This is a genomic window from Pseudomonas sp. QC2 (assembly GCF_002859085.1).
Lineage (GTDB): Bacteria > Pseudomonadota > Gammaproteobacteria > Pseudomonadales > Pseudomonadaceae > Aquipseudomonas > Aquipseudomonas petroselini.
In genome coordinates this window covers 819,158-838,858 of the sequence record NZ_PKKS01000023.1, presented here as the reverse complement: position 1 = coordinate 838,858, position 19,701 = coordinate 819,158, and the positions used below count along the sequence as shown (strand labels likewise).

The following is a 19,701-nucleotide window of genomic DNA, read 5'->3' as shown; positions in this document are numbered from 1 at the left end:
GGCCGGTGGGTCCTGAACCAATACCGATTTCGGACCGATCAATACCCAAGGACCAGGATGCTCGACCTACGCAAGCTGCGTTACTTTCTGACCGTCGCCGAAGAACTGCACTTCGGTCGCGCGGCCATTCGGCTGCACCTGGCGCAGCCGCCGCTGACGCGGCAGATTTCGGCGCTGGAGACCGAGCTGGGGTTCAAGCTGTTTGATCGCACCAGCCGCACCGTCACCCTCACCGCTCAAGGTCGTTCATTCCTGCCCTACGCACGCGGCGTGCTGGAGCAGGTGGAATTGGCGCAAGTGATCGCCGGCAAGCTGGCGGCGGGCACTGCCGGGCAGCTGGCGCTGGGGTATGTCAGCTCGATCGCGTTGTCGGATCTGTTCAGCCAGGCGATCCAGGCGTTTGCCCTGCGGTTTCCCGATGTGCAGTTGACCTTGGTGGAGTGTGCCTCAGGCAGCCTGGGCGCGCAGGTAGCGGACGGTCGGCTGGATATCGGGCTGAGTCGCCTGTTACCACAGAGCGACGAGGTGCAAGCGCTGTCCTTGGGCGAAGAACGCTTGGTGGCCGCCGTGTCCAGTGGCAGTCCGCTGGCCAGTCAGCCGAGCGTCAACCTGGCGCAGCTCAGTGCCTACCCGTTGATTCTGTTTCCAGCGGATTATGGATCGGGGCTCAACCAGTCCATCGAACAGCTTTACCGACACCACGGCCAACCCATGCGCCCCGGCCCGACCGGGCGGCAGATCACATCGATCATTGCACTGGTGGCGGCCGGTCAAGGTGTGGCATTGGTACCGGCGTGCACGCAGAGTCTGATGAATAAAGGCGTGACATACAGGCCGCTGGTGGAGGGGGATGCGTGTGCAAAGTTGCTGGCTCTGACCCGAACTGAAACAAAAAGTGTGCTGGTGGATGCGTTTCTCGCCGTCATTGCACAGACGCTACATACTCGGTAACGCCTTAGCAAAACCCCGCAATACCTATCTCCGGCGCCATTCTGAGGCGCTCATACACTCCCTTTACCGCCTACCAGAATGCCGGTCATCGACCGCTGGTAGGTAGAGTATTGATAATTCCAAATCAGTGGTTATAGTCACCACCAACACACACCACAAGGAGGTGTTGTGGATAGCCGATATTTGATAGGCCACATTGTTGCGGACGGTTGGTACCTGGCGCGCATACGAGGCAGTCACCACCACTTCAAGCACCCGACACAGCCGGGGCTGGCGACGATTCCCCATCCGAAGAAGGACCTGTTGGACAAAACAGCCAAGAGCATTTTGAAACAGGCGCTGCTGAGTTAATCGTCCGTGGAGGACAACAAACATGCTTTACCCGATTGCGATTTCAACCGGCGACAACGATCACGCCTGGGGCGTAGAGGTACCGGATATTCCCGGCTGTTACTCCGCCGGCGACGACCTGGACGACGCCATGGCCATGGCCCGCGAAGCCATTGAAGGCCACTTCGAGATCCTCGCCGAAGACGGTGCACCGATTCCCAGTGCGCAAAAGGTCACTTTACATGCCGCCAACCCTCAATACGCAGGCTGCACCTGGGCCGTAGTGGACATTGATGTCACCAAGTACCTGGGCAAGGCGCAGAAGCTCAACATCACGTTACCCGGCTATCTGCTGAACCGCATCGACGACTATGTGCTGCACCACCCGGAAGAAAAAAGCCGTTCGGGGTTTCTGGCGTCAGCGGCGCTGAAAGTGCTTCAGCAGGAACATTGATTAAGCCAATCCCTACAGAGGCTTCATCGTTCGCCTATCAGCATCGCAAGCACCTTACCCAGCCACAGGACACAGCAGAATGCTCCCGCGTGGACAAAAAACGTCGAGGCAGGTTCTTAGAAAAGTCGTGGGGTTAGTGCTGATAATCCCGCTACTGCTCCCACTGACGCCGATCCCTTTTGGCCTGGGACGCGTTGCATCGATAGCGGCCGTTGCCGGGTCCTTCTATGGCGCATGGTACGCAAGGCAACATGCCAGCCGAGGCCTGACAATCGGCGCGGCCATCATTGCTCTACTCAACCTAGGCTCAGTGGTCGCACTGTCAACGCCCTCGATAATCTGGTTTGTCTTCCTGGTTTCCTGGGTCTATGGGTCAGGCAACTGGATTCACTGGCGTTTTTAGCCCGTGTAGAATTCCATCGCAAGAAACGAGTTTTCCCCAAGGTACGCAAGACGGATACTGGCGCCATACAGAGTCACGGATTACGCCCATGCCTTACGAATACACGCTCATGCCCTCCCCCGTTGGCCAACTCACCCTGGTGGCGCGCAACGGCAGACTCGGCGCCATCCTGTGGGAAAACGAGCGCGCCAACCGTGTGCGCCTGGGTGAATTGCGCGAGGCCAATGACAGCCCGGTGCTGCTGGAAACCGAGCGCCAGCTGAAGGAATATTTCGCCGGTACCCGCCACCAATTCGAGCTGGAGTTGGATTTCTCGGGCACCGACTTTCAGAAACAGGTCTGGCAGGCGCTGCTAACGATTCCGTTCGGCGAAACCCGCAGCTACAGCCAGATCGCGCAGCAGATCGGCAAGCCGAAAGCCGTACGTGCGGTAGGTGCCGCCAATGGACGTAACCCGATTTCGATCATTGCGCCGTGCCATCGGGTGATTGGTGCATCAGGCGGGCTGACCGGGTTCGCCGGAGGGTTGCAAGCCAAGCAGTATTTGCTGGCACTGGAAGGCACCGGCCAGGCGCAATTGGCTTTTTAAGGTCGCTAACGACAAAACGTTCCACGTTGCTCATCACGCCAAATGTAAAAAGAAATTTCAAAGACGCGCTGCGGTCCACTCTTTCATCACCCCCCTTCCAAAGGAAAAGCGGTCATGAAATTCTCTGCAGTCTCCCAGTCCCTGTCCCGTTGGGCAGGCAGCCCGCGTACGTTCTACGCGGCGATGGCGTTGATCCTGGCGTGGAGCCTGAGCGGGCCATATTTCCACTACAACGACACCTGGCAGCTGATCATCAACACCTCAACCACCATCATCACATTCCTGATGGTGTTCCTGATCCAGAACACGCAAAACCGCGACAACGACATCCTGCATATCAAGATCGATGAACTGCTGCGCGTTTCCAAGGATGCGCAGAATGCGGTGTTGAGCCTGGATGGGCTGGACCGTAAAGAACTGGAGAAACTGCGCAAGGAATACCGCAGCATCGGCGCGACGGGCAACGTCAATCTCAACAGCAGTTGCGGCGAGCAGGTCGACGATGCCGCGCCGATCAAAACCGATTTGAACCAGGCATGAAAAAACGGCGGTTGGAGAAGCTCCAACCGCCGTTTTTCAGTTCAGGTGACAGACTCAACCGTCGCCTTGATGACCCTTGCCGTAAGTCGAGGCCAATGCGCGGGCTTTCTGCAGACGCTCCTCCAACTTAGGCAACGTCTCATCCACCAGGGCCTTTATTTCCGGCACATCCGACGCTGCACCTTCCTTTTTGAACAGGGCGATAGCGTCTTCGTTTTCTTTCACCTGTTGCGCTGTGTAGGCGGCGTCAAAGGAGTCGCCGTCCTTGAGTTCGGGCATCAGGGTTTCGGCTTTATCTACGATCTTCTCGCGCGGCGCCACCGGCAGGTCGAGCTTCTTGGCAATGGCCGCCAAATGCTGGTTGGCTAGGGTGCGCTCGTTGATCACCTCGATGGTGTAGTCCTTGATTTCCTGGGACGAGGTTTTGGCGTGGGCCATGCGACTGGTTTCGATATCAGCCATCCCTTTGGCCGAAGCCTGCTCGATGAATTCAGCAGGTGACTGGGCGAAAGCATTGCTGGCGCCGAGGCCCAGCAGCATCGCGAAACTGGCGGTGCGTAACCGGATAGCCATGCGGCTCATGATGGGTTCCTCCAGGGTAAAAATAAGTGCGGGGGAACACACCCCGCCCTGGATTCGAATTTTATGCGCGGCAAAGGTTTAGAAAAAACTCGCCAGTGCGACGAACGGTCGTCCTCAATTCAGGTGGGTTTGCTGCCGAACAGGCCTGGCAACGCGTGCGCCAGGGCATTGATGGCGAAACCGATGAACATCACACCGCAGAGCCGGGTGATGAGGATTTCGTGCCGCTGATACACCGTGCGCACCCGCTGGGCACCGACCACGCCGATCAGGATCGCGTAGGCCAGCACGCCGCCGATGAAGCTCAGGAAGATCAGCGAAGGCAGCATCGACCAGGTCAGCAACTCGGCACGGCTGGACAGCAACGCCGTAAACGTCGCCACAGCCACCGGGTACGCCTTGGGGTTGGTCAGGCCGAACAGAATGCCGTGCCGCGCCCTGAGGTGTATCGCCGCTGCGACGCTGAGTGCGAATCGCACGCCAGCCGAGCCAGAACAAGTACAGGCCGCTGAGCACGCCGAGCACATCAAACGCACTGCTGCCCACTTCCCGCGCGCCAACGATGGCGATCAATGCCGTCGAGCACCACACCACATCCCCCAGCAAGTGCCCGCACAGGAAACCCGCCCCTGCGCGGCGACCACGGGCGGCGCCGATGCCGAACACAGCCAACACGCCGGGGCCAGGCGTAATACCGTAGATAAATCCAGATGAGAGGACGGCGAGTAACAAGGATGGGGTCATGGGCGCGACTCAAACAGAGGGTCAAGAGGTACGGGAATTCTGCACCTTCCCAGGCTAAGGGTAAAACCTCATTCCCGCATAGGGCTTGGCACGACAGGCCCGCAGCCGTGAAGCCAGGTCACCGACATGAGCTTCGAGTTTGTGGCCATCGGGATCGAGAAAATAGAACGACGCCCCTTCGCTGCGGTTGTCACGCCACTCCTGCACATCACCTGCTCGCAGGCGTGCGACCAACGCGGTGAAATCAGCCGCCGCGACGGTAAACGCATAATGGGTGTAATCGGCTGCCGGCTTGGCGTCGCGCAGTGGATCGAGTGAGAGACACAGCCATAGACCCGGCAGCGAGAGGTACGCGCCGGTGTCCCATGTGGCATCCAGCTGAAGTTGCAGCAACTCATGATAGAAGCGGACGCTGCGGTCCAAGTCGGTGACAGCCAGGGTCAGGTGGTTGAAGCCGCAAAGCATGGAAATATCCTTTTCACGTTCAGAACGCTACCCCCTCACGAACGGGGCAAATCATGGTCGCGGTGACGATGTAGTATGTTGCACTTGGAACACGCGAGAGGGTTATGCCTCGATGGCCCTACATCGTTCCGTACCGTGTCCGAGAGGGACGATTACAAGTCATGCGGATTTTCCATACGCGGCGCCAGCCGCCCGCATCCTGGTAGCGGATGTTCAATCACTTACCCCCCCTGCACCCGCCCAATCAACCACTGCAAACCCGCATCCCCGCCCCGCCTTGCGTGCCATGCCAGCTCAAACGCAAAAGACGGAATATGAAACGGCGGCGGTACGGCCAGCAAGTGCGCGTGATCAATATTCAGCAAGCCACGCGACGACACGGTAAGAATCAGGTCGGTGCCTTGAATCAACTGCGGCGCCACACCCCAATGCGGCAGGCTGATCGCCACATGCCGACGCTGACGAATCGCTGTCAGCGCCCGTTCGATTTCCGGCGTGCCACTGCCGCGCATTTCCAGCAATACATGGGGACGTGACAGGTAGGTGGGCAGGTCCAATATGCCACTTGCCGGCAGGCTGTTGCGGTCCACCAGGCAGGTGTAGTGCTCGTCGAACAACGGCGTAGTCCGCAGTTCGGCAGGCATGTCGGGGAAGACCCCCGCCGCCAGGTCGAGGTCGCCATTGAGCACCCCATCCATCATGCCTTCGCGGCTGGCCTGGATAATCTGCAGGTCGATACCCGGCGCTTCACGGCGCAACGTACGCACCAGGTCAGGTAGGAAAATCGCCGCACTGTAGTCAGACATCGCCAGACGAAACCGGCGTTTGGCCGACGCCGGGTCGAAGCGATTGGGCGCCAGCAAGGCCTGTACCTGGGCCAGGGCTTCAGCCAGTGGCGTGGCCAGCTCCAGCGCGCGAGCGGTTGGCACCAGCCTGCCGCCCTGACGCACCAGCAGCGGATCACCGAGCAGATCACGCAAGCGCGCCAGCGCATGACTGACCGCCGGTTGACTGAGGTGCAAACGCTCGGCGGCGCGGGTGACCTGTTGCTCGCTGAGCAAGGCGTCAAGAATCACCAGCAAGTTGAGGTCGATGCGGCGCAGATCATTCATCAGCTGCATGCTCGGCATAAGAACTTGGAATTTAAATTTGCGCGACGAATAGCCTAGAGTCCAGCAAAACCTCTGGGAGATTCAAAAATGACCACGTTGCATTGGTTGGGATTATTGGCACTGGCGGTCGTCGCCGGAGCGGTGGTGCCGTTCCAGAGTGCGATCAACGCCAACCTCGGGCGCGGGCTGGGTCACCCGCTGTGGGCCACGCTGGCGTCATTGCTGGTGAGCATCCTCGTGTTGCTGCCGGTGATGATGGCGCTGCGCTTGCCGTTGCCAAGCCTGGCGTTTATCAGCAAGGCGCCGCTGTGGATGTGGGCGGGCGGCGCGTTTGGCGTGTGCTTTATTTCCCTGGCGTTGATACTGCTGCCCAAACTCGGCGCGTCGGGCTTTATCGCCTTGGCCATGGCCGGGCAGATTCTGGCCTCGCTGGCGCTTGATCATTTTGGCCTGTTCGGCCTGGTGGAGCGTCAACTGACAACGCCCCGGATTCTTGGCGCGTTGTTGTTGATCGGGGGCGTAGCGTTGATTCAGTTCAGCACCACGCCCGCCCGCGCCTTGGCGACCGCTGGCTGATCAGCCCTTATCGAGGGTGCGCAGCTTTTGTGGCAGGCCCCACAACAACAGCGCCGCGGCCAACAGCGCACATACGCCGATCACATAGAGCGCCGGGGTGGTGCTGCCGGTCAGGTCCTTGATCCGCCCTACCATCACCGGGCTGACGATGCCACCGAACTGCCCGAGGGTATTGATCACCGCAATACCGCCCGCCGCGCCTGCCCCGGCACCGGCCAGCAACTTGGGAGGCAGGGTCCAGAAGGTCGGGATCGAGGCGATGATGCCCGCGCCCAACATGCCCAGGGCAATGATCAGGAAGGTGGTGTGGTCGGCAAAAATGCCCGCACAGAAGAAGCCCACCGCCCCCAGCACGACCAGGCCGCAGACGAACTTGCGCCGCTCGCCGGTGGCATCCGACAGTCGCCCGATCACCACCATACTGATGGCACCGCACACATAAGGAATCGCCGTGAGCAGTCCGATCATCACCGGGCTCTGGGTGCCGGCGCTGCGGATCAGTTGCGGGGCCCAGAAGTTGAGGCCGTAGGACGCCACCTGAATCAGGAAGTAGATAAACCCAAGCATCAGGAATCCAGGGATGCGGATCGCCGACAGCAGCGAGCCTCCATGCGGGTTCGGCTCATGCTTGGCGATACGGCTGGCCAGCAAGGCCTTCTCCGCCGGCGTCAGCCAATGGGCGTCTTCGATACGGTCCTTGAGCAATGTCAGCACCAGGAACCCGAGGCCGATGCACGGCAAGCCACCGAGCAGGAACAGCCAATGCCAGCCACGCATCTGGAAGACGCCGTCGAGGTGCTCCAGCACCAGGCCGGAGAACGGCGCGCCCACCAGGCCCGCAAACGCCGACGCCAGGAACAGCATCGAGGTGATACGCCCCCGGAAGTGCTGCGGGAACCACAACGTCAGGTAATACAGCACGCCGGGCGCGAAACCCGCCTCCATCGCACCGATGATGAAGCGCAGGCCATAGAACTGCCATTCGGCGGTGACAAACACCATCGCCGCCGTCGCCAGGCCCCACGACATCATGATGCGCGCAATCCAGCGCCGGGCACCGACCTTGTACAGCATCATATTGCTCGGCACTTCGAAGATCACATAACCCACCACGAACAACCCCGCGCCCAAGCCATAGGCGGTGTCGCTCAGGCTCAGGTCCGCCTGCAGCTGGAACTTGGCGAAGCTGATATTGATACGGTCAAAAAACGCGAACAGGTAGCACACCATGATCAGCGGCATCAGGCGCCAGGCGACCTTGCTGACCAGGGCTTTTTCGGCATCGATTTCAGCGGCCGGGCGCACGCCGGCCTCCAACGTATTAGTGCTCATGCTTTCTCTCCAGCGGGCTGCTCATTGGCGCCCGATTGTTTTTGTTGTCTGGTGCTGTGTTACAGCGCGGCGATGTAGGCCGGGGGGGCATGCAGGTCGCAATTACGCCCGGCCTTGGCCACCTGCCCGGGCAGTTCGTGGCCCAACAGGGCCGGTAAGCGACGGGACATGTGCAGCAGGTGCGGCAGGTCGATACCGGTGTGAATCCCGACCTCCTCGCACAGGTTGACCAAATCTTCAGTGCAGATGTTGCCCGACGCCCCCGGCGCAAACGGGCAACCGCCCAACCCACCGAGCGCTGCGTCAAAACGACGGGCGCCGGCCTCATAAGCCGCCAGCACGTTGCACAGACCCAGGCCACGAGTGTTGTGGAAATGCAGGGTCAGATCGCGGGCGGACACGCGCTGCAACACGCGCTTGACCAGGCGCTCGACCTGTCGCGGGTTAGCCATGCCGGTGGTGTCGGCCAGGCTGATGCCGGTGATTCCAAGCGCTTGGTACGCCTCGACAATCTGCAGCACGCGGTCTTCAGCGATCTTGCCCTCGAACGGGCAACCGAAGGTGGTGGCGATACTGCCGTTGAGCCTTACCGGGTGGTCGGCGGCAAAGCGTGTGATATCGCCAAACGCCGCCAACGACGCCTCACAGCGCATGCGCATATTGGCCAGGTTGTGGGTCTGGCTGGCGGACATCACCAGGTTCAACTCATCGGCGCGGGACTCGATGGCACGCTGGGCGCCCTTGAGGTTGGGGATCAGCGCCACATAGATCACACCCGGCTTGCGCTCGATGCCCTGGAACACTTGCTCGCCATCGCGCAATGCCGGGATGGCCTTGGGCGAGACGAACGAGCCTGCTTCGATCCGCGAGAAGCCGGCCAGGGAAAGCTGGTCGATCAACGCGATCTTGTCCTGCGTTTCGACCCAGGTCGGCTCGATTTGCAGGCCATCGCGCGGGGACACTTCCTGCACGATCAGCGGGTCTGAATAGTCTGTGATCATTGCACCACTCCCGAGGTTTTCAGGCGTTGGATATCCGCGCCGGCCAGGCCCAGGCTGCCGAGAATTTCGTCGGTGTGTTGCCCCAGGGACGGACCCTGCCAGTTCACGCCGCCGGGGGTTTCCGAGAGTTTGGGCACGATGCCGGGCATCTTCACCGACACACCGCCCGGCAGCTCGGCATTGAGCAACATGTCACGCGCCTGGTAGTGCGGGTCGCTGACGATATCGGCCACGGAGTAGATACGCCCGGCGGGCACTTCAGCCGCTTCCAGGGCGCTAAGCACCTGCTCGATGGGCAGGCTGCTGGTCCAGTGCGTAATCGCAGCGTCGAGCAACCCGCTCTTGGCGGCGCGGCCATCGTTATGGGCAAACTCGGGGGCTTCGGCCAGGTCGGCGCGACCAATGGTGGTCATCAGGCGCTTGTAGATCGGGTCGCTGTTGCCGGCGATCACCACATAGGCGCCGTCGGCCGTCAGGTAGGTATTGGAGGGCGCAATGCCAGGCAAGGCGCCGCCGCTGCGTTCACGCACATGGCCGAGCATGTCGTATTCCGGCACCAGGCTTTCCATCAGGTTGAACACGCTTTCGGCCAACGACACATCGACAATCTGCCCGTCGCCCTGCCCCGTCTTGACCCGCAGCAGCGACATCAGTGCGCCGATCACGCCGTGCAGCGAGGCCAGGGAATCCCCCAGGCTCACGCCGACCCGCGCCGGCGGCGAGTCCGGGTTGCCGGTGGTGTAGCGGATGCCGCCCATCGCCTCGCCGATGGCACCGAAGCCGGGGCGGTCGCGATACGGGCCGGTCTGACCGTAGCCCGAGATGCGCACCAGCGTCAGCTTGGGGTTGAGGGCGTGCAACACGTCCCAGCCGAGGCCGAGTTTTTCCAGGCCACCGGGGCGCAGGTTTTCGATCAGCACGTCGGCGTCACCGAGCAATTGCTTGATCAGGTCCAGGCCTTCCGGCGACTTGAGGTCCAGCGCCAAGGACTTCTTGTTTCGCGATTGCAGGTACCACCACAGTGACGTGCCTTCGTGCAGCTTTCGCCATTTGCGAAGTGGGTCGCCCTGCCCCATGGCTTCAATCTTGATCACCTCGGCGCCAAACTCGGCCATCAGCCGGGCGGCGAACGGTGCGGCAATCAGGGTGCCGATCTCGATCACCTTGATACCGCTCAGGGGAGCCGTCATGGGGTGTACCTCTTGTTTTTGGAATGTGCTGCCAAGACTAGAGGCGCGGCGCAGGAGAAATCCAACCGTCAGTTGGCAAGGAGCGTTCGCTAAACGCGAACACTCAAATAATCGAACAGTAACCGGCTCACGGGTGACAACTGCGCCTCGTCGCGCACCACCAGAATCAAGCTGCGATCCGACCAGTCATCCGTCAGCGGCACGGCATGCAAACCCAGTGCGCGGCCGAACAACTCATAGGCCTTCTGCGGCAGGACACCGATGCCCATATTCGCCTGGACCATCCGGCACATCGCATCAAACCCCGGCACATGAATGCGCAGGCGCAGCATCTTGCCCGCCTCACGCGCGGCGGCGTGGGTGCGCATATTGATGGAGCTGGCGGCGTGCAGGCCGACGTAATCGCTGTCGAGGGTTTCGGCGAAGGCCAGGCTTTCGCGGGAGGCCAACGAATGATCCTTCGGCATCAACACCACCAGTTTGTCGTGGCGATAAGTCACGCTGGGCAGGCCTTTGGTGTCGGTGTCGCTGGAGCAGATCCCCAGGTCCGCCACGCCATCCAGCACGCCTTGCACAACACCATTGCTGGGACGTTCTTCGAGGTCGGTTTTCACTTCGGGGTGCGATTCAGAAAAGTCCCGCAAGTCTTCCGGAAGGAACTGAATGATCGCCGACAGATTGGCCAGCATCCGCACATAACCGCGCACACCGTGACTATGCTCGCCCAGTTCCAGGCCCATCTTCTCGACGTTGAACAGCATCTGTCGCGCATGGTGCAACAGGGTTTCGCCAGCCGCCGTCAAGTCCATGCCCTTGGCACGCCGCACGAACAGACTGACGCCCAGCACCTGCTCCAACTCCATTAAGCGCTTGCTGGCGGCCGACACGGCAATGGCTTCACGGTTGGCGGCACGGGTCAGCGTGCCTTCCTCAAACACCGCGACGAACAGCTGCAATGTGATCAGGTCCAGCCGACGTACCAGGCTCTTGTGCAGCATCAGCGACGCTCGCTGGCCAGCCGGTTGATCTCGGCCTGTTCCACCACCGGCTGGGGTGCGCCGTGACTGGCCGCCTGCAACATGGCACGCCCCACCGTCTCGGTACTCACCACCCAGCCCGGTTTCAGCCGACGCGCCAACGACAGCAACGGACCGAGCACGGAATAGAACGACTGGTACAACGGCGTCTTCGACCGCACGCCATGCAACGGCTGGATCACCCCCGGCCGAAACAGATACACCGCCTTGAACGGCAGGCGCAGCAAGGCGTTCTCGGTCTTGCCCTTGACCCGCGCCCACATCGACTTGCCCGCTTCGGAACTGTCGGTCCCGGCGCCGGACACGTAGATAAAGGTCATCTGCGGATTGAGCCGCGCCAGCGTGCTGGCGGCGACCAGTGTCAGGTCATAGGTGAGGTGGGTGTATTTGGTTTCATTCATCCCTGCCGATGAGACACCGAGGCAGAAGAAGCACGCATCAAACCCTTGCAACAGGTTCTCCAAGGGCTGGAAATCCAGCATGTCACCGTGCAACACCTGGTGCAGCTTGCCGTGCTCCTGGGTCAAGGCCGTGCGGCCGACGGCGACGACTTCCTGAACGTCAGCGGCCAACAGGCACTCGCGCAGAACACCCTGGCCGACCATGCCGGTGGCGCCGAATAACAGAACTCTCATGGGTTGGTTCCTTGGTTACAAACGATTAGCCGCACGTTAGAGACAAACACACTATCAGCTTGTAGTTTACCGCTGAAAAAGGAAAAGCCTGCCCTTGAACAATACCACCACCCTCGCCCTGGCCTGCAGCGCCGCCTTCCTCGCCCAAGTCGGCATCAGCAGCTACCTGCCCGCTGTCCCCGCTATCGCCCGCGCCCTCCCGGCGGCTGAAGAGCACGTCGCGCTGGCCCTGGCGATCTACCTGGTCGGCATGGCGTTGCCGATGTTGCTGTGGGGCAGCCTGGGCGAGCGTTTTGGGCGTAAGCCTGTGCTGTTGGCGGCGCTTGCCGTGTACGCGTTGGCGAGTGCGGCGATCCCCTCGGCGTCCAGCGCTGAAGTCTTCCTGTCGTTGCGGCTGGTTCAAGGTTTGGGGGCAGGCGGTGTTTCGGTGATGGCGCGGGTGTTGGTGCGTGACAGCTTCAGCGGTGCATTGCTTGCAAAAGGGTTGTCGTGGCTGGGCATGACGTTCGTGATCGCTTTGGGCATCGGTCAATTCGTTGGGTCGTTGTTGCAGGTGATCTTCGGCTGGGAGGCGATCTTCTACGGGTTGGCGATTGGCGCGGTCATGTTGATGCTGGTGTTGCAGCGAGTGATGTTCCCGGCACGGGTGAAAGCCGACGCTTGTGCATCCGCCTGGCGCATTTACGCCACGATCGTGCGGCATCCGCCGTTTCTGCATGCAGCCTTGGCCGGTGGCCTGGGCTATGGGGTGATCATCGCCTTCAACACCTGCGCACCGTTGATTCTGCAAGGACGTTTCGAGTGGAGCGCAGCGCAATATGGCTGGCTGGGTTGGCCAATCAGCGCGGCGTATCTGGCGGGGGCATTGATAGTCAACCGCTTCGTGGCTCGCACGGGGCGGCTGAAGATGATGGGCTGGGGCGTGGCCCTGGTTCTGACGGGGACGGCCGTGATGCTGCTGGGCAGCGTGTTTGCTGGCGGGCTCGCCATCCTGCTGTGGCTACCGTATTGCGTGGCCGTGCTGGGGCAGTCGATGAGTTACCCGATCAGTTTATCCGTGGCCAACGATGAATCGCCGGTGAACGGCTCCTATGCCATGGCCTTGAGCGGCTTTATGCATCAGTTGATGGCCGCATTGATCGGCGGCATGGCGAGCCTGCTGGTGAGTCCGCAGGCGTGGCCGTTAGCCGTTTTATGTGTGGCGTTGGCAGGCGCCGCATCAATGTGCGTCGCCCGCTGCCGGTCGGATCAAAACGCGCTGCGAAAGATCTCCTCGATCTGACGCTGATCCGCCCGCCGTGGGTTGGTCAAACCACACGCATCTTTGAGCGCATTGGTCGCCAGCAAGGGAATGTCCTGCAACTTGGCGCCCAGCTCCCGCAATCCGGCGGGAATTTCAACATCATGGGCCAGGCTGCGAATGGCGGCGATGGCGGCTTGGGCGCCCTCTTCGTCGGTGACGCCCTTGATGTCGGCACCCAACGCACGGCCCACGTCGCTCAAGCGTTTGGCGCTGACGCTGGCGTTGAAGCTTTGCACATGGGGCAGCAACACCGCGTTGCACACGCCGTGCGGCAGGTCGTAGAAACCGCCCAACTGGTGGGCCATGGCGTGCACGAAACCCAGCGACGCATTGTTGAAGGCCATGCCGGCAAGGAACTGCGCATACGCCATGTTTTCCCGCGCGACCTTGTCGCTGCCGTCGCGTACCGCCAGGCGCAGGTTGGCGCTGATCAGCTCGATGGCCTTGATGGCGCAGGCGTCGGTGATCGGTGTGGCGGCGGTGGACACATAGGCTTCGATGGCATGGGTCAGTGCATCCATGCCGGTGGCGGCGGTGAGGCCCTTGGGCATGCCGACCATCAAGCTTGGGTCGTTGACCGACAGCAGCGGCGTGACGTTGCGGTCGACGATGGCCATTTTCACGTGGCGGGTTTCGTCGGTGATGATGCAGAAGCGGGTCATCTCACTGGCGGTGCCGGCGGTGGTGTTAATGGCCACCAGTGGCAGCTGTGGCTTGCTGGACTGGTCGACGCCTTCGTAGTCGCCGATATGCCCGCCGTTGGTGGCGCACAGGGCGATGCCCTTGGCGCAGTCATGGGGCGAGCCGCCGCCCAGGGAGACCACAAAATCGCACTCGCTCTGTTGCAACAACGCCAGGCCTTTTTCGACGTTATCCACATTGGGGTTGGGCTTGGCGCCGTCGTAGATCACCGAGTCGATGTCCTGCATCGCCAGTTTCTCGGCGATCATGCTGGCCACACCGGCCTTGGCCAGGCCCGCGTCGGTGACGATCAACGCTTTACGAAAGCCGTAGTTGCGGATGGCGATCATGGCTTCGTCGAGGCAGTCGGTGCCCATGATGTTAACGGCGGGGATGAAGAAGGTGCTGCTCATGGCGAATCCTCGGATGACGTTTATGCCTACAGCATCCACCTCACTTGCCTGCGGCATCTTGATCAGGATCAACGCCAACCCGTGATAAAGTCACCGTCCAGCCGATTTCGAGTAGACCCGCCGCAATGAAGGATTTCCAGGATATTGACGCCCACCTTGAAGACTGGAGCGCACTGCGCGCGACCCTCGACTTCAGCGGGATTCTGATCGGCAACGGCGCAAGCCGCACGATTTGGGAAGACTTCGCCTACGACTCGCTGTTCGAAAACGCCCGCACCGTCGAAGAGAAACCCCTGAGTCAATCCGAACTCAGCGTGTTCGACGCCCTGCAGACCCGCAGTTTCGAGCAGGCCCTGGGCGCGTTGAAGACCACCAGCCGGGTCAACAAGGCCTTGGCGGTCAGCTCGGCGGCACCGCGCAATCGCTACTACGCGATCAAGGAAGCGTTGATCAATACTATCCACACCGTGCATATCCCATGGCGCCTGGTGCAACCGTCGACGCTGGCGACGATCAACAGCGAGCTGGCGAACTACCCCACGGTGTTTACCACCAATTACGACCTGCTGAACTACTGGGCGATCCTGCATGCCCCCGGCATCGACGACTTGTTCCGCAGCGCCGACGCCAGCTTCGATCTGCGCAATACCCGTACCGACACCACGCGCATTTTGTACTTGCACGGGGGCCTGCACCTGGTGCGCAACCTGGATGGCACCGCGCGCAAATTGCCGACCACCGACAGTACCTTGCTCAGTAGTTTTGCGATCAACAACACCCTCAAGACCCTGGATGACGTGCCGCTGTTTGTCAGCGAGGGCAAGGTGGAAGAGAAGCTCAAGACCATCCGCAGCTCGGATTACCTGTCGTTCTGTTATGAGCAGTTGCTGAGTCATGAAGGTGCGCTGTGCGTCTTCGGCCATGATTTGGGGGCGCAGGACAAGCATCTGGTGGACGCGATTCTCCAGGCCAACGTGACGACGCTGGCGATCTCGGTGTCGGGGCGCACTGACGGGTTTATTCGTCAGCAGAAGCGGCGGTATTCGGAGTTGTTTGATGGCTCTGGGGTGGAGCTGAAATTTTTTGCGGGGCGGACGCATCCATTGGGCAATCCAGCACTGTCAGTCCCCGTCGAACGCTGATTTTTCGGGCGACTTAGATCCAATGTGTGTGGCTTGCCTGCGATGCAGGCACCTCGGTCTGTCAGTTGAACCGAGCTGATGCTATCGCAGGCAAGCCAGCTCCCACATTGAGCGACGTCAGTCTTCCGTGCTGTGCACCACGACCAGCAACTGCGCCTGCACCGCCCCCACCGAGCGCAACCGATGAGGCTTCTGCGCATTGAAGTGCAGCGCGTCGCCACGCTCCAGGATCACCCGTTCGCTCATGAAATCCACCTCCACCTGGCCTTCATGCACGAACAGAAACTCTTCCCCCACGTGCTCCTTGAAGGTCTTGTCGGTGAACTCCGCCGGCGGGTAGATGATGAACGGCAGCAGGCTGCGCTCGCTGACCTGATGGGCCAGCACGGCGTAACCCGGTGAGGTGTCCGGCCGCTCATGGCTGCGCACCAGGCTGTAGCTGTCGAGGCTCACGCTGTCTTCGCTGAACAGCTCTTCGACCTTCACGTTCAACGCCTTGGCCAGTTTCAACGCGGCGGCAATCGACGGCGTGTTGAGCCCGCGCTCGACCTTGGACAGGTAGCTCTTGGTCATGCCGGACTTTTCAGCCAGCGCTTCCAAGGTCACGCCAAGTTTTTTTCTCAATAATTTCAAACGGATAGACATGCGCTGCGATTAATCCATGCAGTAAGCGATGAGCTGTGCTTGCTAATGACACAATGTGTCATATAGCATCTTTAGTGTCATTTGCGTTCACCCAACGACCTTGCGAGCAGCGGGAGACAGCAAACCAAGACGTCCATTGAACCACCCAAAGGACACCGATATGGCCAAGACATTAGCACTCCCGAAAGACCAGCTGGTCAAGCAAGCGCTGATCCAGATGCAAAACACCCTCGCGGATAATACGTGGACCGACCGGCAAAAGCTGGCGCTGACGTGTCGCATCCTGTTCGAGAACGGCCACGACTCCGGCTTGGCCGGGCAGATCACCGCGCGAGGGCCGCAACCGGGCACCTATTACACTCAGCCACTGGGTTTGGGTTTTGATGAGATCACCGCCAGCAACCTGCTGTTGGTGAATGAAGACCTTGAAGTCCTGGAGGGCCATGGCATCCCCAACCCGGCCAACCGTTTCCACAGTTGGGTGTACCGTGGCCGGCCGGATGTGAAGTGCATCATCCACACGCACCCCACACACATCGCCGCGCTGTCGATGCTGGAAGTACCGCTGCAGGTGTCGCACATGGACCTCTGCCCGCTCTATGAAGACTGCGCATTTCTGGAGGCCTGGCCGGGTGTACCGGTGGGCAATGAAGAAGGCGAAATCATCACCACGGCACTGGGTGACAAGCGCGCGATCCTGCTCTCGCACCACGGCCAGTTGTCCACCGGGACGAGCATCGAGGAAGCCTGCGTGATTGCGCAATTGATCGAGCGCGCAGCCAAGTTGCAGTTGCTGGCGATGGCGGCCGGCACCATCAAGCCGATCCTGCCGGAGCTGGGGCGCGAGGCCCATGACTGGATCTCCCGGCCCAAGCGCCATGGCGCCGCATTCAATTACTACGCCCGGCAGAACCTGCGCCAACACGCCGATTGCCTGAACTGATTGCCTTTTTTTACCCGGAGACCGTCCATGTCCAGCCCCACCCTTCACGGCATCATCGGCTACACCATCACGCCGTTCAGCGCCGACGGCCAGCACATTGACCTCAACGCCCTGGGCCGTTCAATCGATCGCCTGATCGCCAGCGGCGTACACGCTATCGCCCCCTTGGGCAGCACCGGCGAGGGTGCCTATTTGAGCGACGCCGAGTGGGATGAAGTCAGCGCCTACAGCCTGGCGAAAATCGCTCGGCGCGTACCGACCATCGTCAGCGTCTCGGACCTGACCACCGCCAAAGCCGTGCGTCGCGCCCGCTACGCCGAAGCCAATGGCGCCGATGTGGTGATGGTGCTGCCGGCGTCTTACTGGAAACTCAGCGAAGCGGAAATCCTCGCCCACTACGCTGCGATTGGCGACAGCATTGGCGTGCCGATCATGCTCTACAACAACCCGGCCACCAGTGGCACCGACATGTCGGTGGACTTGATCCTGCGCATCGTCAAGCAGGTCGCCAACGTGAGCATGGTCAAGGAAAGCACCGGGGATATTCAGCGCATGCACCAATTGCATCGCCAGAGCGATGTGCCGTTCTACAACGGTTGCAACCCGCTGGCGCTGGAGGCCTTCGCGGCGGGTGCCAAGGGCTGGTGCACGGCCGCGCCGAACTTGATCCCGCAGATGAATCTGGATTTGTATGCGGCAGTGTTGGCTAATGACCTGGGCAGGGCGCGCGAACTGTTTTATGCGCAGTTGCCCTTGCTGGAGTTCATCCTCAAGGGCGGGTTGCCAGCGACGATCAAGGCCGGGCTGCGCTTGACCGGGTTGGAGGTGGGTGACCCACGTTTGCCGGTGTTCCCATTGGGCGAGGCCGGAATCGAACAGCTGAAAACATTGCTGCGTTAAAGCCGCGAGCCAATGTGGGAGGGAGGGAGGAAGCAAGCCCCCCTTCCACATTTTAAATCGAGCACATCCTATAAATAGAGACAAATGATAATGATTCTCGATAGAATCCGCGACTTTTCCACGTCGTGCTTCGTCAAGAAGGATATCCATGTCTCGTCCCAAGCCCGACCCGTTGTCGGCCGATGCCTTTCGCGGGTTTTATACAGATATCCTGTATTTCCTGCGCAAACGCACGGACAACGCCAGCGACGCGGCGGACATGACCCAGGATGTCTTTACTCAGTGGCTGGACTACCGCGACCGAGCCAAGGTCGAGCAGCCACGGGCGTTCCTGTTCCAGATGGCGCGCAACCTGCTGCGTGATCACTGGCGCAAACAGAAGGTACGGCAGACCGCCCATCACGATCAGGCCGACAGGGACGTGGAGCCTGCCACCGACGAGCAAAACGAGCCCATGGTCGCCGCGCAACGCTTGCAACGCCTGGAACAGTTGAAAGAAGTCCTCGCCGAACTCTCGCCCCGCAGGCGAGAAGCCCTTATGCTGCACCGCTTCGAAGGCCTGAGCCAAACGCAGATCGCCAAGCGCATGGGCATTTCGACCAGCATGGTGGAAAAGCACATCGCGTTTGCCCTGCTGCACTGCAAGCGACGCCTTCAACCCGAACCCGGCACGGAGCAGCCAGAATGAACCGCCTGAGCGACACCGACGCCCTGGACATCGAAGCGAGCGACTCCATCGATGCCCAAGCCGCCAGCTGGTTTGCCCGCAACCGCAATGACACGGGGCGTGCCGACCGCAAAGCCTTCGCCGCCTGGCAAGCCGAGCCCGCCCATGCCCGCGCCTATGCCGAATTCGAGCAGCTGTGGGCAGACCTGGCCCAGTTGCAGCAACTGAACAAACCGGTGGCGCTGGGCAAGCGCAAACCGTCGGTCTGGCGCCCCGCCGTGGCCGTGGCCGCCGCCTTGCTGTGCGCGGTGTTGGCCACCCCTATCGGCGCGCCCCGCGCGCTGTATCACACTCAGGTCGCGGGCCACGCCAAAGGCATGCGCACGCTGGAACTGCCCGATGGCAGCACCTTGTATGTGAATGCCAACACCCGCGTGCGGGTGGATTTCACGGCGTACCAGCGCATCGTGCACCTGGAAAAGGGCCAGGTGTACATCGACGTGGCCGCCGATAAGGAACGACCACTCTTCGTGCAGGCGGGCGAAGCCAATGTGCGCGTGGTGGGCACCGGCTTCGATGTGCGGCGCAGCCAGCAGCAACTGGTGGTCAGCGTCGCCCATGGCCAGGTCGCCTTCGCGCCTGACGCGAAAAGCCCCGTCAGCCTGCTGGGTGCACAGCAACGCGCCCTCTACAGCTACGCCAAAGGCACGTTGCAACAGCAAACCCTCCCCGCAGAGGAAGTCGCTGACTGGCGCAGCGGGCACTTGTCGTTTCGCAACCGCGAACTGGCTAGCCTGATCGATGAGTTGAGCCTGTATCGCCCCCAGGCACCGCTGCAGGTGAGTAACGCCGTGGCGCACCTGAAGGTGTCAGGCAATCTGGATGTAAACGACCCCGACGCCCTGCTCAATGCCCTGCCCGCGTTGCTACCGGTAAAAACCGTGGCGTCGGCCGATGGCATCGTACGCATCGAACCGAGCAAATAATCCCTAAAGACACGTACTTGAGAATATTTTGCATTCGCAGGTGTGGATTTTTTCACCTGCCCCGTCTTCCTCCGGTCTGC

The 19,701-nt window shown here is 61.0% G+C and carries 22 protein-coding genes and 2 pseudogenes; 13 read left to right on the top strand and 11 right to left on the bottom strand.

Annotated features, from left to right (window positions below; all coding sequences use genetic code 11):
• Positions 1 to 57 precede the first annotated feature (57 nt).
• From QCBJ_RS24710 to QCBJ_RS24685, 5 genes are all read left to right on the top strand, one after another.
• A complete protein-coding gene (locus tag QCBJ_RS24710) occupies positions 58 to 951 on the top strand; it encodes a LysR family transcriptional regulator (RefSeq protein WP_012722732.1) in 894 nt (297 codons plus the stop codon).
• Positions 952 to 1,119: 168 nt separating this feature from the next.
• Entirely contained in the window at positions 1,120 to 1,302 is a 183-nt protein-coding gene (locus QCBJ_RS24705) for a type II toxin-antitoxin system HicA family toxin (RefSeq protein WP_102061795.1), read from the top strand.
• 22 nt (positions 1,303 to 1,324) lie between these two features.
• Positions 1,325 to 1,735 (top strand): type II toxin-antitoxin system HicB family antitoxin, encoded by a 411-nt coding sequence (locus tag QCBJ_RS24700; RefSeq protein WP_046034512.1) that lies wholly within the window; start codon positions 1,325 to 1,327, stop codon positions 1,733 to 1,735.
• A 491-nt stretch (positions 1,736 to 2,226) separates the two neighbouring features.
• On the top strand, positions 2,227 to 2,727 hold the full coding sequence (locus QCBJ_RS24690) for a methylated-DNA--[protein]-cysteine S-methyltransferase (RefSeq protein WP_046034510.1): 501 nt from the start codon (positions 2,227 to 2,229) through the stop codon (positions 2,725 to 2,727).
• Between the two features lie 114 nt (positions 2,728 to 2,841).
• Positions 2,842 to 3,267, top strand: coding sequence for a low affinity iron permease family protein (locus tag QCBJ_RS24685; protein WP_102061793.1), 426 nt, complete (start codon positions 2,842 to 2,844; stop codon positions 3,265 to 3,267).
• A 54-nt stretch (positions 3,268 to 3,321) separates the two neighbouring features.
• Here QCBJ_RS24685 and QCBJ_RS24680 read toward each other — a convergent pair whose 3' ends face one another.
• The 3 genes and pseudogenes from QCBJ_RS24680 to fos form a co-directional block, all read right to left on the bottom strand.
• Positions 3,322 to 3,849: a DUF4142 domain-containing protein gene (locus QCBJ_RS24680; RefSeq protein WP_005785958.1), complete on the bottom strand. Its 528-nt coding sequence runs from the start codon at positions 3,847 to 3,849 to the stop codon at positions 3,322 to 3,324.
• 119 nt (positions 3,850 to 3,968) lie between these two features.
• Positions 3,969 to 4,593, bottom strand: a pseudogene (locus tag QCBJ_RS24675) (LysE family translocator).
• 54 nt (positions 4,594 to 4,647) lie between these two features.
• Positions 4,648 to 5,058: a fosfomycin resistance glutathione transferase gene (gene fos / locus QCBJ_RS24670; RefSeq protein ID WP_102061792.1), complete on the bottom strand. Its 411-nt coding sequence runs from the start codon at positions 5,056 to 5,058 to the stop codon at positions 4,648 to 4,650.
• 86 nt (positions 5,059 to 5,144) lie between these two features.
• On the opposite strand from fos, the pseudogene QCBJ_RS24665 reads away from it, so the two are divergent.
• Positions 5,145 to 5,264, top strand: a pseudogene (locus QCBJ_RS24665) (type II toxin-antitoxin system RelE/ParE family toxin); the annotation flags it as partial.
• Positions 5,265 to 5,279: 15 nt separating this feature from the next.
• On the opposite strand, the gene QCBJ_RS24660 reads toward QCBJ_RS24665, so the two are convergent.
• The gene (locus tag QCBJ_RS24660) at positions 5,280 to 6,188 is read right to left on the bottom strand and encodes a LysR family transcriptional regulator (RefSeq protein ID WP_102061791.1); all 909 of its coding nucleotides are present in this window, start codon (positions 6,186 to 6,188) and stop codon (positions 5,280 to 5,282) included.
• A gap of 69 nt (positions 6,189 to 6,257) precedes the next feature.
• Between QCBJ_RS24660 and QCBJ_RS24655 the strand changes: the two genes are divergently transcribed.
• A complete protein-coding gene (locus QCBJ_RS24655; protein ID WP_102061790.1) occupies positions 6,258 to 6,746 on the top strand; it encodes a DMT family transporter in 489 nt (162 codons plus the stop codon).
• Here the strand turns inward: QCBJ_RS24655 and QCBJ_RS24650 are convergent, their stop codons facing one another.
• The 5 genes from QCBJ_RS24650 to QCBJ_RS24630 form a co-directional block, all read right to left on the bottom strand.
• Positions 6,747 to 8,078, bottom strand: a complete 1,332-nt coding sequence (locus QCBJ_RS24650) for an MFS transporter (RefSeq protein ID WP_012722721.1) — start codon at positions 8,076 to 8,078, stop codon at positions 6,747 to 6,749. It abuts the gene before it with no gap.
• A gap of 59 nt (positions 8,079 to 8,137) precedes the next feature.
• A complete protein-coding gene (locus tag QCBJ_RS24645; RefSeq protein ID WP_102061789.1) occupies positions 8,138 to 9,079 on the bottom strand; it encodes a hydroxymethylglutaryl-CoA lyase in 942 nt (313 codons plus the stop codon).
• Complete coding sequence (locus QCBJ_RS24640) at positions 9,076 to 10,269, bottom strand: CaiB/BaiF CoA-transferase family protein (RefSeq protein WP_012722719.1); 1,194 nt, start codon at positions 10,267 to 10,269, stop codon at positions 9,076 to 9,078. The genes QCBJ_RS24645 and QCBJ_RS24640 overlap by 4 nt, the downstream gene beginning before the upstream one ends.
• Positions 10,270 to 10,358: 89 nt before the next feature.
• Complete coding sequence (locus tag QCBJ_RS24635) at positions 10,359 to 11,267, bottom strand: LysR family transcriptional regulator (RefSeq protein WP_102061788.1); 909 nt, start codon at positions 11,265 to 11,267, stop codon at positions 10,359 to 10,361.
• A complete protein-coding gene (locus tag QCBJ_RS24630; RefSeq protein ID WP_102061787.1) occupies positions 11,267 to 11,941 on the bottom strand; it encodes an NAD(P)H-binding protein in 675 nt (224 codons plus the stop codon). Before QCBJ_RS24630 ends, QCBJ_RS24635 begins: the two co-directional genes overlap by 1 nt.
• 94 nt (positions 11,942 to 12,035) lie before the next feature.
• Here QCBJ_RS24630 and QCBJ_RS24625 point away from each other — a divergent pair, with 94 nt between their 5' ends.
• Positions 12,036 to 13,223, top strand: coding sequence for an MFS transporter (locus QCBJ_RS24625; RefSeq protein ID WP_102061786.1), 1,188 nt, complete (start codon positions 12,036 to 12,038; stop codon positions 13,221 to 13,223).
• Here QCBJ_RS24625 and yiaY read toward each other — a convergent pair.
• Positions 13,190 to 14,338, bottom strand: coding sequence for an L-threonine dehydrogenase (gene yiaY / locus QCBJ_RS24620; RefSeq protein WP_012722715.1), 1,149 nt, complete (start codon positions 14,336 to 14,338; stop codon positions 13,190 to 13,192). The genes QCBJ_RS24625 and yiaY overlap by 34 nt on opposite strands.
• Before the next feature lie 125 nt (positions 14,339 to 14,463).
• On the opposite strand from yiaY, the gene QCBJ_RS24615 reads away from it, so the two are divergent.
• Complete coding sequence (locus tag QCBJ_RS24615; RefSeq protein WP_102061785.1) at positions 14,464 to 15,480, top strand: DUF4917 family protein; 1,017 nt, start codon at positions 14,464 to 14,466, stop codon at positions 15,478 to 15,480.
• A gap of 117 nt (positions 15,481 to 15,597) precedes the next feature.
• On the opposite strand, the gene QCBJ_RS24610 is transcribed toward QCBJ_RS24615, so the two are convergent.
• Positions 15,598 to 16,125 (bottom strand): helix-turn-helix domain-containing protein, encoded by a 528-nt coding sequence (locus tag QCBJ_RS24610; protein WP_012722713.1) that lies wholly within the window; start codon positions 16,123 to 16,125, stop codon positions 15,598 to 15,600.
• A 160-nt stretch (positions 16,126 to 16,285) separates the two neighbouring features.
• Between QCBJ_RS24610 and QCBJ_RS24605 the strand changes: the two genes are divergently transcribed.
• The 4 genes from QCBJ_RS24605 to QCBJ_RS24590 all read left to right on the top strand — a co-directional run bounded on the left by QCBJ_RS24605 (position 16,286) and on the right by QCBJ_RS24590 (position 19,621).
• Entirely contained in the window at positions 16,286 to 17,068 is a 783-nt protein-coding gene (locus tag QCBJ_RS24605) for an aldolase (RefSeq protein WP_046034501.1), read from the top strand.
• 27 nt (positions 17,069 to 17,095) lie between these two features.
• A complete protein-coding gene (locus QCBJ_RS24600) occupies positions 17,096 to 17,968 on the top strand; it encodes a dihydrodipicolinate synthase family protein (protein ID WP_102061784.1) in 873 nt (290 codons plus the stop codon).
• Positions 17,969 to 18,116: 148 nt separating this feature from the next.
• Positions 18,117 to 18,656 (top strand): RNA polymerase sigma factor, encoded by a 540-nt coding sequence (locus QCBJ_RS24595; RefSeq protein WP_102061783.1) that lies wholly within the window; start codon positions 18,117 to 18,119, stop codon positions 18,654 to 18,656.
• The gene (locus QCBJ_RS24590; RefSeq protein WP_012722709.1) at positions 18,653 to 19,621 is read left to right on the top strand and encodes a FecR domain-containing protein; all 969 of its coding nucleotides are present in this window, start codon (positions 18,653 to 18,655) and stop codon (positions 19,619 to 19,621) included. Before QCBJ_RS24595 ends, QCBJ_RS24590 begins: the two co-directional genes overlap by 4 nt.
• Positions 19,622 to 19,701: the final 80 nt, after the last annotated feature.